The organism is Streptomyces sp. WAC06614 (assembly GCF_003949795.1).
Classification (GTDB): domain Bacteria; phylum Actinomycetota; class Actinomycetes; order Streptomycetales; family Streptomycetaceae; genus Streptomyces.
On the sequence record NZ_RPRY01000039.1, the window covers coordinates 1 to 15,318 of the forward strand.

The 15,318-nt window shown below is 72.9% G+C and carries 10 protein-coding genes; 6 read left to right on the plus strand and 4 right to left on the minus strand.

The window, feature by feature from the left end; all coding sequences use genetic code 11:
• The first annotated feature begins 255 nt into the window (after positions 1-255).
• Together malQ and EF918_RS08260 are read left to right on the plus strand one after the other, a co-directional pair.
• Entirely contained in the window at positions 256-2,301 is a 2,046-nt protein-coding gene (gene malQ, locus EF918_RS08255) for a 4-alpha-glucanotransferase (protein WP_125643164.1), read from the plus strand.
• 92 nt (positions 2,302-2,393) lie between these two features.
• Positions 2,394-2,627: a hypothetical protein gene (locus tag EF918_RS08260; RefSeq protein WP_125643167.1), complete on the plus strand. Its 234-nt coding sequence runs from the start codon at positions 2,394-2,396 to the stop codon at positions 2,625-2,627.
• Positions 2,628-2,708: 81 nt separating this feature from the next.
• On the opposite strand, the gene EF918_RS08265 is transcribed toward EF918_RS08260, so the two are convergent.
• Positions 2,709-3,227, minus strand: coding sequence for a MarR family winged helix-turn-helix transcriptional regulator (locus EF918_RS08265; protein WP_125643170.1), 519 nt, complete (start codon positions 3,225-3,227; stop codon positions 2,709-2,711).
• Between the two features lie 109 nt (positions 3,228-3,336).
• Between EF918_RS08265 and EF918_RS08270 the strand changes: the two genes are divergently transcribed.
• Genes EF918_RS08270 through EF918_RS08280 form a run of 3 tightly spaced genes read left to right on the plus strand, consistent with a single transcriptional unit; the run spans position 3,337 to position 6,215 of the window.
• On the plus strand, positions 3,337-4,266 hold the full coding sequence (locus tag EF918_RS08270) for an EamA family transporter (protein WP_125643173.1): 930 nt from the start codon (positions 3,337-3,339) through the stop codon (positions 4,264-4,266).
• Between the two features lie 37 nt (positions 4,267-4,303).
• Positions 4,304-5,242: a DMT family transporter gene (locus tag EF918_RS08275; protein ID WP_260609977.1), complete on the plus strand. Its 939-nt coding sequence runs from the start codon at positions 4,304-4,306 to the stop codon at positions 5,240-5,242.
• Between the two features lie 10 nt (positions 5,243-5,252).
• Entirely contained in the window at positions 5,253-6,215 is a 963-nt protein-coding gene (locus EF918_RS08280) for a LysR family transcriptional regulator (protein WP_125643179.1), read from the plus strand.
• A gap of 29 nt (positions 6,216-6,244) precedes the next feature.
• On the opposite strand, the gene pepN is transcribed toward EF918_RS08280, so the two are convergent.
• Both pepN and EF918_RS08290 read right to left on the minus strand, forming a co-directional pair.
• Entirely contained in the window at positions 6,245-8,830 is a 2,586-nt protein-coding gene (gene pepN, locus EF918_RS08285) for an aminopeptidase N (RefSeq protein ID WP_125643182.1), read from the minus strand.
• Between the two features lie 122 nt (positions 8,831-8,952).
• Entirely contained in the window at positions 8,953-9,984 is a 1,032-nt protein-coding gene (locus EF918_RS08290) for an aspartate-semialdehyde dehydrogenase (protein WP_125643185.1), read from the minus strand.
• 261 nt (positions 9,985-10,245) lie between these two features.
• On the opposite strand from EF918_RS08290, the gene EF918_RS08295 reads away from it, so the two are divergent.
• A complete protein-coding gene (locus EF918_RS08295; protein ID WP_125643188.1) occupies positions 10,246-11,727 on the plus strand; it encodes a M28 family metallopeptidase in 1,482 nt (493 codons plus the stop codon).
• An 80-nt stretch (positions 11,728-11,807) separates the two neighbouring features.
• Here the strand turns inward: EF918_RS08295 and EF918_RS08300 are convergent, their stop codons facing one another.
• A complete protein-coding gene (locus EF918_RS08300; protein ID WP_125643192.1) occupies positions 11,808-15,125 on the minus strand; it encodes a S8 family serine peptidase in 3,318 nt (1,105 codons plus the stop codon).
• Positions 15,126-15,318: the final 193 nt, after the last annotated feature.

Here is a 15,318-nt window from a genome sequence, read left to right on the forward strand (position 1 = left end):
CCCCGGGCCCCGCCGACCCGCCGGCCCCGACCGGATCCTCGGCCCCGACGCGTTCCCCGGCCCCGACGCCTTCCCGCCGGGTCGGGATGATCGGCGTGCCCGGGCAGCGGCGTGGGGGGCTCACGGGTGGGGCTCCGGTTGCCGATATCGCTCATGCGCCGCTGACCAGCGAGCCGCCGCTCCTCGACGAGCCACCGTTGACGAGCGAGCCCACCACGCCCGCCGTCGCCGCGGGCGACTAGACAGGGGTTGCCGATGGATCTGGCCCGGCTCGCCGGCCTGCACGGCGTCGCCACGTCCTACCAGCCGTCCCGGGACGTCACCGTCCAGGTGCCCGAGGCCACGGTCCGCACCGTGCTCGGTATCCTCGGGGTCGACGCCACCACGCCCGAGGCGGTCACCGCCGCCCTGGCCGCCGCGGACGCCGCCGCGGCGGCACGGCTGCTGCCGCCGGTGCTCGTCCAGTGGGCCGGCGCGGCCGCCCCGGCCGCCCTCGCCGCCCTGCCGCCCGGCACCGCGCTGCGGCTGGAGCCGGAGGACGGCGTCCCCGCCGCGCCCTGGCCCGGCCGGTGGACCACCGGCCCCGACGGGCCGCTGCCGGCCGGGCCGCCGCCGCTCGGGGTGCACCGGCTGCACGCCCGCACCCCCGACGGGCGCAGCGGCGAGGCCGTGCTGATCGTGGCCCCCGACCGGGCTCCGGCCCCGCCCCGGCGCAGCCACGGGCTGCTCGTCCAGCTCTACTCCGTGCTCTCCGACCGCTCCTGGGGCATGGGGGACCTCGGCGACCTCGCCGAACTGGCCACCTGGGCCGGCCGGACCCACGGCGCCGGGTTCCTCCAGATCAACCCCCTGCACACCGCCGTCCCCGGCACCCCCACCGACCCCTCGCCCTACCGGCCCTCGTCCCGCCGCTGGGCCGACCCCGTCTACCTGCGGATCGAGGACGTCCCCGAGTACGGCCGCTGCACCGCGCGCACGGCGCTGGCGGCCCTCGCCGAACAGGGCGCCGCCCTGCGCCAGGAGGTCCTGGACAAGGGCGCCCTGATCGACCGCGACGCCGTCTGGGCGGTCAAGCGCGCCGCGCTCGAACTGCTGCACGCCGTCCCCCGCGATGCCGCCCGGGCCGCCGACTACGCCCGCTTCCGCGTCGCCGGCGGGGCCGCCCTGGCCGCCCACGCCGACTGGTGCGCCCTGGCCGAACGGCACGGCCCCGACCCCGCCGGCTGGCCCGAGGACGCCGTGCCGGACCCCGACCGGGCCGAGTTCCACCGGTGGCTGGCCTGGCTGACCGACACGCAGCTCGCCGCCGCCCAACGGGCCGCCCTGGACGCCGGGATGGCCCTCGGCCTGGTCCACGACCTCGCCGTGGGCGTCCACCCCGGCGGGGCCGACGTGTGGACCCGGCCCGAGCTGTACGCCGCGGGCACCACGGTCGGCGCCCCGCCGGACGCCTTCAACGCCCGCGGCCAGGACTGGGGCCTGCCGCCCTGGCGCCCCGACGCGCTGGCCGCCGCCGGCTACGCCCCGTACCGGGCGCTGCTGCGCGCCCTGTTCGCGCACGCGGGGGCGCTGCGCATCGATCATGTGATGGGGCTGTTCCGGCTGTGGTGGGTGCCGCAGGGCATCCCGCCCGCCGAGGGCACCTACGTCGCCTACGACGGCGAGGCCATGCTCGCGCTGCTGGTGCTGGAGGCGCACCGGGCCGGGACCGTGGTGATCGGCGAGGACCTCGGCACCGTCGAGCCGCGGGTGCGGCAGGCGCTGGCCCGGCGCGGGGTGCTCGGCACCTCGGTGCTGTGGTTCGAGCGGGACTGGGAGGGCGACGGCCGGCCGCTGGCCCCCGAGGCCTGGCGCGCCGACTGCCTGGCCACCGTCACCACCCACGACCTGCCGCCCACCACGGCCAAACTGACCGGCGGCCATGTCGAGCTACGGGCCCGGCTGGGCCTGCTGACCCGTCCCGTGGAGCAGGAGAAGGCCGAGGACGCCGCCGACACCGCCGAGTGGCTGGCCGGGCTCCAGCGGCTCGGACTGGACACCGAGGGCGAGGAGGCCGCCGTACGGGCCCTGTACGGGTTCCTGCTGCGCACCCCGGCCCGGCTGGTCGGCGTATGGCTGCCGGACGCGGTCGGCGACCGGCGCCCGCAGAACCTGCCGGGCACCTGGGACCAGTACCCCAACTGGCGGCTGCCGCTCGCCGACGCGTCGGGACGGCCGCTGACGCTGGCCGCGCTGGCAGCGTCCGAGCGGGCGGCGGGGCTGCTCGGGGCGGTCGCGGAGGGGGTGGAGCGGAGCGTGTGAGCGGCGGTGTGAACAGGGGCGTGAACCGGGGCGTGACCCCCGTACGGCACCCCGGGCGCGCGGTTCGTTCGGGCGTTCGCTACGTTTGCACCGTGGACAAGAAGAACGCCCTGCGCGCCGGCGCCGTCGCGGCCGGTTCGACGCTGATGATGCTGCTGATGACGTCTCCCGCGCTGGCGGTCGTGCGCGACGACGGCGACGACCCGGGCCAGGGCATCAGCGTGGCCGAGACCGTCGGCCTGTACGTCGCCCTGCCGATCGTGCTGTTCCTGGTCATCGCGGGTCTCGTGATGGTCCTCGACAAGTCGCCCAAGCAGCAGGGCTGACCCAGCCGTTCCGGAGCGCCGACGGTCCAGGAGGACCGCCGGCGCTCTGCCATGTCCGCCTGCCGGCGGCCCGGGCGGCCATCAGCCGGTCACGGCGCCCGCCAGCTTGCGCAGCAGCGCGCCCAGGGTGGCGGCCTCCTCCTCGGACAGGCCCGTCAGCGCCTCCCGCTGCACTTCGAGACCGGCCACCACCGCCGCGTCCACCACGTCCAGCCCGCGTTCGGTCAGCGTGACCTGAAGTCCCCGCCGGTCGTGCGGATCGGGCCGCCGGCACAGCAGCCCGGCCTTCTCCAGCTTGTCCAGCCGCCCGGTCATGCCCCCCGTGGTGAGCATCAGCGTCGCCGAGAGCTGACGCGGCGACAGCGTGTACGGCTCACCGGAGCGGCGCAGTGTGGCGATCACGTCGAACTCGCCGCGTGAGATCCCGTGCGGGGCGTAGGCCCGCTCCATCCGCTCCTCCATCGCCCGGCCGATCCGGTAGATCCGCCCGAAGACGGCCATCGGGGCCGTGTCCAGCTCCGGTCGAACGGCGTACCACTGCGCGGTGATGGCATCGACGGCGTCGCTGCCGGTCGGGGCGGTCCCCTTGCTCTCGGTCATGGCGCAAGTATCGGGCCCTCCTCGATCGCTTGCAAGAAAGCAGCTTGACGAAAAGTAACTTAGAGCTAAGCTACTTGCCATCGATCTAATTCGAGGGGGAGAAGACTGCATGAAGCGCATCGGCACCATCGCCCTGACCGCCCTGGCGCCCGTCTCGTGGGGCTCGACCTACGCCGTCGCCACCGAACTCCTCCCGCCGGACCGGCCCCTGTTCACCGGTGTGATGCGGGCCCTGCCCGCCGGACTGCTGCTCACCGCCCTGGCCCGCACCCTGCCGACCGGCGCGTGGTGGTGGAAGTCCGCCGTCCTCGGCACCTTGAACATCGGCGCCTTCTTCCCGCTGCTCTTCCTCACCGCCTACCGGCTCCCCGGCGGCGTGGCGGCCGTGCTCGGCTCCGCCGGTCCGCTGTTCGTGGCCGGACTGGCCGCGCTGCTCCTGGGGGAGCGGGCGAGCCTGCGGACCGTCCTCACGGCGGTGGTCGCGGCCCTCGGCGTGAGCATGGTCGTCCTGACCGCCCAGGCGCGGCTCGACGGCATCGGCATCGCCGCGGGTCTCGTCTCCTCCGCGTCCATGGCCACCGGCACCGTCATGACCAAGCGGTGGGGGCGCCCGGAGGGTGTCGGTCCGCTGGCCCTGACGGGCTGGCAGCTCACCGCGGGCGGGCTGGTCGTCGTCCCGGTGGCGGCCCTGGTGGAGGGCGCCCCGCCGGCCCTCGACGGCAAGGCCTTCCTGGGCTACGGCTACCTGATGCTGATCAACACCGGGATCGCGTACTGGCTGTGGTTCCGCGGCATCGGCCGGCTGAGCGCCACCTCGGTCACCCTGCTCGGACCGCTCTCCCCGCTCACCGCCGCCGTGATCGGCTGGGCCGCGCTGGGGCAGTCCCTCACCCCGGTCCAGCTCCTCGGCATGGCCGTCGCCTTCACGGCGACGGTGGTCGGCCAGCTCCCGCCGCGGCGCCCGCAACCGTTCAGCTCAGCTGAACATGTCCGTCGAAACATTTCGATGGACCTGGGCAATGCCGGAGTGCGACGTTAGTCGCCCAGCCCGCCACCACACCCGAGGGGGAGCCCCCGTGTCCGTCCTGGACCGCGCCCGAACGACCGCCGCCACGACCCCGCCCACCCGTACGGCTCCGCCCCGCGCCCCGCGGGTGGGCGGTCTCGGCGTGCTCCTCGCCCTGGTGGCGACGGTCGTCTGGTCCGGGAGCTTCGTCGCCACCCGGGACATGGCCGACTCCGTTCCGCCCGTGCAGGCCGTCTTCTGGCGGTGGGTCATCGCCCTGCTGGCCGTGGCTCCCTTCGCCGCCCGCACGGCCTGGCGGCAGCGGGCGCTGATCCGCCGCCACCTCGGATTCCTCACCCTGGCCTCGCTGTTCGGCGTCACCCTCTACAACACCCTCGTCCACCAGGCGGGCCTGACCACCTCCGCCTCCACCATGGGCATGATCATGGCGGCCTCACCGGTGCTGATGGCCGGCTACGCCCGGCTCGGCGGCGAGAAGCTCGGCCCCCGGCGTACCTTCGGCCTCCTGCTGGCGGCGTTCGGCGTGCTCCTGCTGGTCGGCCACGGCTCACTGGGCCTCGACTTCACCGCCGGCGACCTGTGGATGTTCGGCGCCGCCCTGTCGTTCGCCACGTACAGCGCACTGCTGCGGCGCAAGCCCGAGGAGATCGAGGGCCCGGTCTTCCTGCTGACGACCTTCGTCCTGGGCGCGCTGATGCTGGCGCCGGCCTACGGAATCTCCCTCGCGGTGCAGGGCGGCTTCGAGCCGGACGCCGGCACGGTCGGGCCGCTGCTGTACGTGGGCGTGTTCTCCTCCGCCGTCGCCTTCTTCGCCTGGAACAAGGCGGTCTCGCTGATCGGCGCGGCCCGCGCCGGGGTCGTCTACTACCTCCAGCCCGTGTGCGTGGCCCTGCTCGGCCACCTGCTGCTCGGCGAGCGGACCGGACCGACCGAACTCCTCTGCATGGCCCTGATCCTGGGCGGCGTCACGCTGGGAGCCCGGAGGTAGGTTCGCTCCCGTGACCGACTGGGACATCAAGAAGCTACGGATCCTGCGGACCCTGGCGGACCGGGGCACGGTGACCGCGACGGCCGAGGCGCTGCACATGACGCCCTCGGCCGTCTCGCAGCAGCTCACCAACCTGGCCAGGCAGCTCGGTGTCCCCCTGCTGGAGGCCCAGGGCCGGCGGGTCCGGCTGACCGACGCCGCCCATCTGGTGCTGCGGCACGCGCAGGCGGTCTTCGCCCAGCTCGAACGGGCCGACGCGGAACTCGCCGGGTACCGGGAGGGAGAGGCCGGAGAGGTCCGGGTCGGTGCCTTCCCGACGGCGATCCCGGCCCTGGTCGTCCCGGCCGTGGTGGCGCTGCGGCGGTCGCACCCGGGGGTGTCGGTCCGGGTGCGCGAGGCCGAGGCGGCGGAGGCCTACGCGCTGCTCGCGGCGGGGGAGGTGGACCTGGCCCTGACCCTGGCGGCCCATGCCCCGACCGCGCGGGACCCGCGCTTCAGCCGGGTCATGCTGGTGGCCGACCCCTTGGACGTGGCCCTGCCACCGGGCCACCGGCTGGCCGGTGCGGCCGAGGTCCGACTGTCCGACCTGGCCTCGGACCCGTGGATCTACGGGGGCTCCGGCCCGTGGTCGGAGATCACCCGCGCGGCGTGCGAGGCGGCGGGCTTCGTGCCGGAGCAGGCCCATGCGGCGGCCGGCTGGACGGCGATCCTGTCGATGGTCGAGGCCGGGATGGGCGTCGCCCTGGTCCCCCGCATGGCGGCCGCCCGGACGGCCGGGGCCGTCGTGAGGGCGCTGCCCCGGGACCGCCCGACCCGGCACGTCCTGGCGGCCACCCGCGCCGGCACCGCGTCCTCCCCGGCGGTGGCCCCCCTCCTGACCGCCCTGCGCCGCACCGCTGCGCGCGAGCTACCGCTGCCCCCAGCGCCTCAGGCGCCGGTCGAGCCGGACGAAGCCGGCCCGACCGGCGCCTGAGGACGGAGGTCCGGGGCGGAGCCCCGGGGTCAGGCCCGGGCGTCGGCCGCCTGGGCGCGCAGAGCGCGCTCGACGCCCGAGCGCGACTCCGACACCAGCCGCCGCAGCGCGGCGTTCGGCTCGGCCGAAGCCAGCCACGCGTCCGTCGCGTCCAGGGTCTCCTGGGACACCAGCAGCGACGGGTACAGGCCCACCGCGATCTGCTGCGCGATCTCGTGGCTGCGCGAGTCCCACACGCCCTTGACCGCCGCGAAGTACTTCGCCGCGTACGGCGCCAGCAGCTCCCGCTGGTCGGACTGGACGAAGCCGCCGATCACGGCCTCCTGCACCGCGTTCGGCAGGTCCGCGGACTCCACCACCGACGCCCACGCGGCCGCCTTGGCCTCGGCCGTCGGCCGCGCCGCCCGGGCCGTGGCCGCGTGCCGCTCGCCCGCCGCCGTCCGGTCCCGCTCCAGCTCGGCCGCGATCTCCGCCTCGTCGGCCCGGCCGGTCGCGGCCAGCCGCTCCAGGAAGGTCCAGCGCAGCTCGGTGTCGACGGCCAGGCCCTCGATCGTCTCGCTGCCGTCCAGCAGCCCGGCGAGCAGCGTGAGCTGCTCCTCCGTCCGCGCCGTCGCCGCGAAGGCACGGGCCCACGCCAGCTGGTGGTCGCTGCCGGGCGCGGCGGCCCGCAGGTGCTCCAGCGTGGCTTCCGTCCACCGCGCCAGGCCCGTCCCGCGCCACGCCGGGTCGGCGTACAGGTCGAGGGCCAGCTTCACCTGGCGGTGCAGGGACTGCACCACGCCGATGTCGGTCTCCTTGGCGATCCCGGACAGCACCAGCGCCAGGTAGTCGCGCGTGGCCAGCTCGCCGTCGCGGGTCATGTCCCACGCCGACGCCCAGCACAGCGCCCGCGGCAGCGAGGCCTCGAAGTCGCCCAGGTGCGCGGTGACCTTCGCCAGGGACTCGGCGTCCAGGCGGACCTTGGCGTACGACAGGTCGTCGTCGTTGAGCAGGACCACGTCCGGGCGGGCGTGGCCGACCAGCTCGGGGACGTCCGTCAGCTCGGCCGCGGCGATGTCCAGCTCGACCCGGCGCTCGCGCAGCAGCTTGCCGCCCGCCTCGTCCAGGGAGTAGAAGCCGATCGCGATGCGGTGCGGGCGCAGCACCGGCTCGCCCTTGGCGCCGGCCGGCAGCGCCGGGGCCTCCTGTCGGACCTTGAACGAGGTGATCACCCCGTGCGCGTCGGTCTCGATCTCCGGGCGCAGCACGTTGATGCCGGCCGTCTCCAGCCACGCCTTCGACCAGGCCGCCAGGTCACGGCCGGAGGTCTCCTCCAGCGCGCCCAGCAGGTCGCTCAGGCGGGTGTTGCCGAACGCGTGCTGCTTGAAGTACGCCTGGACGCCCTTGAAGAACGCGTCCATGCCGACGTACGCCACCAGCTGCTTGAGCACCGAGGCGCCCTTGGCGTAGGTGATGCCGTCGAAGTTCACCAGGACGTCGTCCAGGTCGCGGATCTCCGCCATGATCGGGTGGGTGGACGGCAGCTGGTCCTGCCGGTACGCCCAGGTCTTCATGGAGTTCGCGAAGGTGGTCCACGCGTGCGGCCACTTCGAGTCCGGGTGGTAGGCCTGGCAGGCGATCGAGGTGTAGGTGGCGAACGACTCGTTCAGCCACAGGTCGTTCCACCACTCCATGGTCACGAGGTCGCCGAACCACATGTGGGCCAGCTCGTGCAGGATGGTCTCGGCGCGCACCTCGTAGGCGGCGTCCGTCACCTTCGAGCGGAAGACGTACTGGTCGCGGATGGTCACCGCGCCCGCGTTCTCCATCGCACCGGCGTTGAACTCGGGCACGAAGAGCTGGTCGTACTTGGCGAACGGGTACGCGTAGGCGAACTTCTCCTGGAACCAGTCGAAGCCCTGCCGGGTGACCTCGAAGATCGCGTCCGCGTCGAGGAACTCGGCCAGCGACGGCCGGCAGTAGATGCCCAGCGGCACGACCTGCCCGTCCGGGCCCTCGTAGGTGCTGTGCACCGAGTGGTACGGGCCGACGATCAGCGCGGTGATGTACGTCGAGATGCGCGGGGTCGGCTCAAAGACCCACACGTCGTCCTTGACCTCGGCCGGCGTCGGGGTCGGCGAGTTCGAGATGACGGTCCAGCCCGCGGGGGCCTTCACGGTGAACTGGAAGGTCGCCTTCAGGTCGGGCTGCTCGAAGTTGGCGAAGACGCGGCGGGCGTCCGGCACCTCGAACTGGGTGTAGAGGTAGGCCTGGTCGTCGACCGGGTCGACGAAGCGGTGCAGGCCCTCGCCGGTGTTGGTGTACGCGCAGTCGGCGACCACCCGCAGCTCGTTCGCGCCCTGCTGCAGGTGGCGCAGGGCGATCCGCGAGTCGCGGAAGACCGCCGCCACGTCCAGCGAGCTGCCGTTGAGGACGACCTCGTGCACGGCCGGCGCGACCAGGTCGATGAAGGTCTCGGCGTCCGCCTCGGCGGACCGGAAGCGCACCGTCGTCACGGAGCGGTACGTGCCGCCCTCCTGCGCGCCGCTCAGATCGAGGTCGATCTCGTAGGCGTCGACGGTGAGCAGCTTCGCCCGCTGCTGAGCCTCTTCACGGGTCAGGTTCGTGCCAGGCACGCGTTCATCTCCTTCGATGGTGACGGTCGCGGCCATCCTTGCACGCATAGCGGACGGGAGGGCACCCCATTACGGGGGCCCTCCCGTGCGGCCCGCAGATCGGTCGGGGGATCGGTCGGGGATCAGCCGCGGCCGAGCTCCTCGGCCACCAGCTCGGCGATCTGCACGGCGTTCAGCGCGGCGCCCTTGCGCAGGTTGTCGTTGGAGAGGAAGAGCGCCAGGCCGTTGTCCACGGTCTCGTCGGCGCGGATGCGGCCCACGTAGGAGGCGTCCTTGCCGGCCGCCTGGAGCGGGGTCGGGATCTCCGAGAGCAGCACGCCGGGGGCGTCGGCCAGCAGCTCGTAGGCGCGCTCGACGCTGATCGGACGGGCGAAGCGGGCGTTGACCTGGAGGGAGTGGCCGGCGAAGACCGGCACGCGCACACAGGTGCCGGAGACCTTCAGGTCCGGGATCTCCAGGATCTTGCGGGACTCGTTGCGGAGCTTCTGCTCCTCGTCGGTCTCGAAGGAGCCGTCGTCGACCAGGTTGCCCGCGAGCGGCACCACGTTGAAGGCGATCGGACGCTTGTAGACCTGCGGCTCGGGGAAGTCGAGCGCCTCACCGTCGAAGGTGAGCTGGTCGGCGGCCTCGGCGAGCGCGCACGCCTGGCCCTTGAGCTCGGCCACACCGGCCAGGCCCGAGCCGGAGACGGCCTGGTAGGTGGTGGCGACCAGGGCGGTCAGGCCGGCCTCCTGGTGCAGCGGGCGCAGCACCGGCATGGCGGCCATGGTGGTGCAGTTCGGGTTGGCGATGATGCCCTTGGGGCGGTCCTTGACCGCGTGCGGGTTGACCTCGGAGACCACGAGCGGGACCTCGGGGTGGCTGCGCCAGGCGGAGGAGTTGTCGATCACCACGGCGCCCTGCGAGGCGACCTTCTCCGCCAGCGCCCGGGAGGTCGCGCCGCCGGCCGAGAACAGCACGATGTCCAGGCCGGTGTAGTCGGCCGTGGCGGCGTCCTCGACGGTGATCTCCCGGCCCTGCCACTCCAGGGTGGAGCCGGCCGACCGGGCCGAGGCGAACAGTCGCAGCTCGTCCACCGGGAAGGCGCGCTCGGCGAGGATGCTGCGCATGACTCCGCCGACCTGTCCGGTGGCTCCGACGATTCCGACCCTCACGGTGACTCCTTCTTCCGATGCGACGCGGGCGCGCGTGAGCCCATCATGCGTTCGACCCCACACGGCTTGTCCAATCCATTGTCCGAGGAACGGACGGTGGCGGGAGTGTGTACCCCCGTGACGTGTCTGTGGCGGCTGTGTTGCACACCCCCGAACGGGCGGTTTGACCTGCGGAAAGTCATTACGGTCCGTTCTGTCGCGGACCGTGATCCGGACCGCGGCGTCCGACCACCGATACGACCCGTTCTGGGGGGATCCACCGTGCGCACCCACCGCCACCGCCACCGCACCCTCGCGGCCCTCGCCGCCACCGCCACCGCCGCCACCCTGGCGCCCGTCCTGCTCGCCGCGGGCCCGGCCCAGGCGCACTCCCGTCCCGACGGCCGGCTGGCCAAGGAGCTGGTCGAGGAGGCGTCCGGCAAGGGCGCCTACCGCCACCTGGCGAAGTTCCAGCAGATAGCCGACGCCAACGGGGGCAACCGCGCCGCGGGCACCCCCGGCCACGACGCCTCCGCCCGCTACGTCCACGACACCCTGAAGAAGGCCGGCTACCAGGTCGCGTACCAGGACTTCGACATCTACGAGGCCCGCACGAAGACCGAGAAGGCCACCGTCCTCGCCCCGGAGCAGCGGGAGCTGGCGACGGCCGCCTTCACCTTCACCCCCTCCACCCCGGCGGGCGGCCTGACCGCCCCGATCGCGCTCGCCCGGGTCGACGAGACCCCCGGCTGCGACGCCGCCGACTACCCGGCCGGCGCTTTCACCGGCCGCATCGCCCTGGTCAAGCGGGGCGCCTGCACCTTCGCGGAGAAGCAGAAGGCCGCCGCCGCGGCCGGCGCCGTCGCCGTGATCGTCTACAACCACAGCGGCACCACCCCGGTGCGCGGCGGCTTCTCCTCCCCCGCCGACGGGGTGATCCCCAGCGCCGGGATCACCCTCGCCGACGGCGAGGCCCTGACCGCGGCCGCCGCCCGGGGCGAGGTGACGGTCCGCCTCGACCTCGACCAGGAGCACGTGAAGCGGACCACCCGCAACGTGATCGCCGAGACCCGCGGGGGCCGCGCCGACCGCGTGGTCACCGTCGGCGCCCACCTGGACTCGGTCGCCGAGGGGCCCGGCATCAACGACAACGGCTCGGGCTCGGCCGGCCTGCTGGAGGTCGCCCTGAAGCTGGCCGAGGAGACCCGCGGCAAGGGCAGGCAGCCCGCGAACAAGGTCCGCTTCGCCTGGTGGTCCGCGGAGGAGCTGGGCCTGCTCGGTTCCGAGCACTACGTCGCCCAGCTCTCGGAGCGGCAGAAGAAGGACATCGCGCTCTACCTGAACTTCGACATGATCGCCTCGCCCAACCCGGTGCAGTTCGTCTACGACGGCGACGACTCCGACCGGCAGGGCGCGGGCGCCGGCCCGGCCGGCTCGGCGCAGATCGAGGCGCTGATCAACGGCTTCCTCGACCGCAAGGGCAAGCCGCACGAGGGCAGCGACTTCGACGGCCGCTCCGACTACGGCCCGTTCATCGCCCACGGCATCCCGGCCGGCGGCACCTTCACCGGCGCCGAGGGCATCAAGACCCCGGAGCAGGCCGCGCGCCACGGCGGCACGGCCGGCGCCCCGTACGACCCGAACTACCACGGTGCGGGCGACACCCTGAAGAACATCGACCTCAAGGTCTTCGACACCAACGTCGACGTCATCGCGCACGCGGTGGGCACCTACGCCCAGGACCTGAGCTCGCTCGGCAAGTAGTCCCGCGAGGAACCCCGCGGGAACGCGAAAGGGGCCGGTGCTCGACGAGCACCGGCCCCTTCCGTCATACCGTCACCGTGTTACGGGGTGACCTTCTCGATCTGGACGCTGGCGGTGCCGGCGGGGGTGCCGCGGCCGCTCAGCAGCTGGAGCTGGCCGAAGAACTGGCGGCCCTCCGGAGCGGCGGAGCTGACGAGCACGTTGGCCGAGACCGTCGCCGAACCACCGCTGGCGAGGTTCACCGCGGCCGACTCGTCCACCTGGACGGAGCCGAGGGCCGAGGAGAAGTACACGTCGCGGTAGTCGTAGGTGGTGCTGCCGGCCGGGACCGCGTAGCCGATCACCTTGACGGTGTAGGTACCGGCGGCCGGGTTGGCCAGGGTCACGGCCTCCTCGGAGTCGCCGTCGGCCGAGGAGCCGACCTTGACGCCGTCCTTGTAGACCTCCAGGTCGAGGTCGGCGCCGGCGTCGGAGGTGCCGCCGATGGCGACGTCCAGACGGGAGACGCCCGCCCCGATGGTGACCGTGGAGGTCTGGGTCTCACCGTTGGCGATGGTGGGCTTGGCGACCTTGGCGGAGCCGAGCGCACCGCCCTGGAGCTTGCCGCCGGTGATGGCCGCGGCCTGGTTCTTGACCGTCCACTGGACCGGGGCCGGGGTGCCCTGCTTCACCTCGGGCAGGACCTTGACCGCCGGGTCGAAGGCCGCGCCGAGGAGGGTGACGTCCAGCTTGTACGGGTTGTCCAGCAGCGGCGACGTACGACGGGCCTCGACCTCGATCTCCCAGACGCCCGGCTGCGGGTTCGCGTACGAGCGCAGGTCGGGGCGGCAGGTGTTGGCCGGGTTGTCGTAGTTCGGGTAGCACATGGTCGTCGCGGTGTTCTCGACGGGCGTGCCGTACGGGTGGATCGCGATGAAGCGGGTCTGGCTGCCGGCCGCGAGGTCGCCCAGCGAGACCTCGAGGGCCTTGGCGCCCTGCGGCACCGTCACGTAGTAGGAGCGGTGGCTGTTGCGCTGCACCGAGCCGGACTGCGAGACGGCGTACGAGGGCTGCGCCAGCGGGGCGGAGACGACGACGGTCGACAGGATCTGCTTGTCGACGCCCTCGGTGGACTCGTCGTCCAGCTCCAGGATCGCGCTGTGCACGCCGGCCGTCTTGGCCTGGGCCTCGATCTTGATGGTGACCGGCTTGTTCAGCGGCAGCGTGGCGTAGTCGTAGCCGCCGAGGATCTTGAACGTGCCGTCGTTGTTGCGCAGGCTCAGGTTGTGGCGGGTGCCGTACTTCACGCCCGAGGTGCGGGTGACCACGACGTTGTACGTCTTCTTCTGGCCGACCTTCAGGCCGCCCTCACGGTCGTAGACGCCGGTGCCGAAGCCCGGGGTCTTCAGGAACTGGTCGAGCGCGGTGTCGACCGGAGCCTTGACGGTGTAGTCGTTGGCCTTGGCGCCGCGCTGGATCGACTCCCAGGCCGCCACGATGTCGATCAGGCCCGCGCCCTGGGCGTGCGCCGGGACGTCGTCGATCTTCTTGGCGGTGCTGGTGAGCGCCGTGCGCAGACCGGCCGGGTCCAGCTTGACGCCGGCCTGCTTGGCGGCCGACAGCAGCAGGGCGCTGGCGCCCGCCGCCTGCGGCGAGGCCATCGAGGTGCCCTGGAGCATGCCGTAGCCGGCGGGCAGGGTGTAGCCGGACTCCTTGACGGGAGCGCCGGGCAGCCAGGTCTGGATGGTGTTGATCGCCGCACCGGGGGCGGTCAGGGTCGGCGTCATGCCGCCGTCCTCACGCGGACCGCGCGAGGAGAAGGGGAACATGTCGTACGCCTTGGTGACGCCGGAGCCGTAGTTGGCGGCCCAGGTCTCCTTGGAGATCGACGCGCCCACGCTGATGACCTTGTCGGCGAGGCCGGGGTCACCGATGGTGTTCAGGCCGGGGCCGGAGTTGCCCGCGGAGATCACCAGCTGGACGCCGTACTTGTCGATCAGGTTGGTGTAGAGCTCGGCGCGGGCGTTGTTGCCGTCGTTCAGCGCCGGCAGACCGCCGATGGACATGTTGACGATGTCCACCCCGCGGTTGACGACGAGGTCGATCATGCCCTCGGTCAGCGCCACGTTGGTGCAGCCGCCGCTCCAGGAGCAGGCGCGCGAGGAGACGATCTTCGCGCCGGGGGCGGCGCCGTTCATCGTGCCGCCGAACAGGCCGTTGGCGGAGGTGATGCCGGCGACGTGGGTGCCGTGCTCGGACTCGATGATGCCGACGTTGACGAAGTCGGCCTTCTTGCCGACCCAGTCCCCGCCGTACGGGTCCATCGGGACGTCCTTGCGGATCTCGATCACGAACGGGATGCGCTCGGCGACGTCGGTCGCCGGGTTGTCCGTGCCGAAGTAGCCGATCTGGTAGCCGTCCTTGTACGGCTTCATCGGCTCGTTGTTGGTGAAGTCGCCGTCCTGGTCGGTGTCGACGCGGACGGTGCCGGCCGCCGGGTCGTACAGCAGGCCGAACTGGTCGGTCTTGTCGCCGTCGCGGTTGACGTCACCGGCCATGTCACCGGTGGCGGTGATCGACTCGCTGAAGCGGCTCCACTGGAACGAGCCCGCGGGCGCCTTCCAGGTGCGGCCGCCGACGGTGAACTCGCCGCCGCTGACCGGGGTCACCTGCGGACGCCAGGTGGCGTCGCTGTCGGTGATCGGGTCGGTCGCGGTCACCCAGTCGACGATCTTGCGCTCGCCGGTGGTGGTCTTCTGCAGGGCCGGGTGGCCCAGGTCGACACCGGAGTCGAGGATGCCGATGGTCACCCCGCGGCCGTCGGCCTGCGGGTTGTGCTGCACGAAGTCCACCGCGCCCGTCTCGAAGGACGGGTTGTACGGGTTCTTCGCCGGGGTGTTCTTGTCCGGCGCCGCGTAGCTCTCGGCGGCCGTCTTCTTGACCGTCCCCGTCTCGCGGTCGGCGTCGGGGCGCGGGTCGGGCAGCTGGATCTCGTGGCGCAGGTCCATGCCGTGCACCGAGTCGAGCTTGGCGGCGGCCTTGAGGGCGCCCTCCGCCTTGTCGGTGGGCAGGGTGGCGCGGACGTAACCGAGGTCGTCGTACGTCTTGCCGACCGAGCCGCCCTGGACCTTGCCGAGCTGGTCGGCGACCTGCTTCGTCTGGCCGGGGGCGGTGGCCACCATCACGGTGACGGTCTTCTCGCCCTTGGCCTGCGCCTGCTGGAGCAGTTCGACGTCGGCCGAACCGAGCTTCTTGTCGGCGGACTTGACCGGGGCGGTCGAGCCCGGGTCGTCGGCGCCGGTCACCGCGAACGCGGGCGCGGCGCCGGCTGCGACGAGCGCGGCGACCAGGCCCGCGGCCGCGGCGACGCGCGCGGCGCGTCGGGCCCCGGGTATGGAGCTGGGGGATTCGAGGGTCATCAGCATCCCTGTGAAGTGGAAGAAACGGTCCGGATTTCGGTGCCGGATGACCGGTCAGCTTTGCGCAAGTGACAGGTGTTTGGGGAGCCTTGTTATTGACCCGTACTCGTCATGGCGGTATCTCGCCAGCGCGGGGTATGCGCCATCGAGGCCGTAACGGGGCAGACCGGTACGACCTGACGGCATGGGTGAG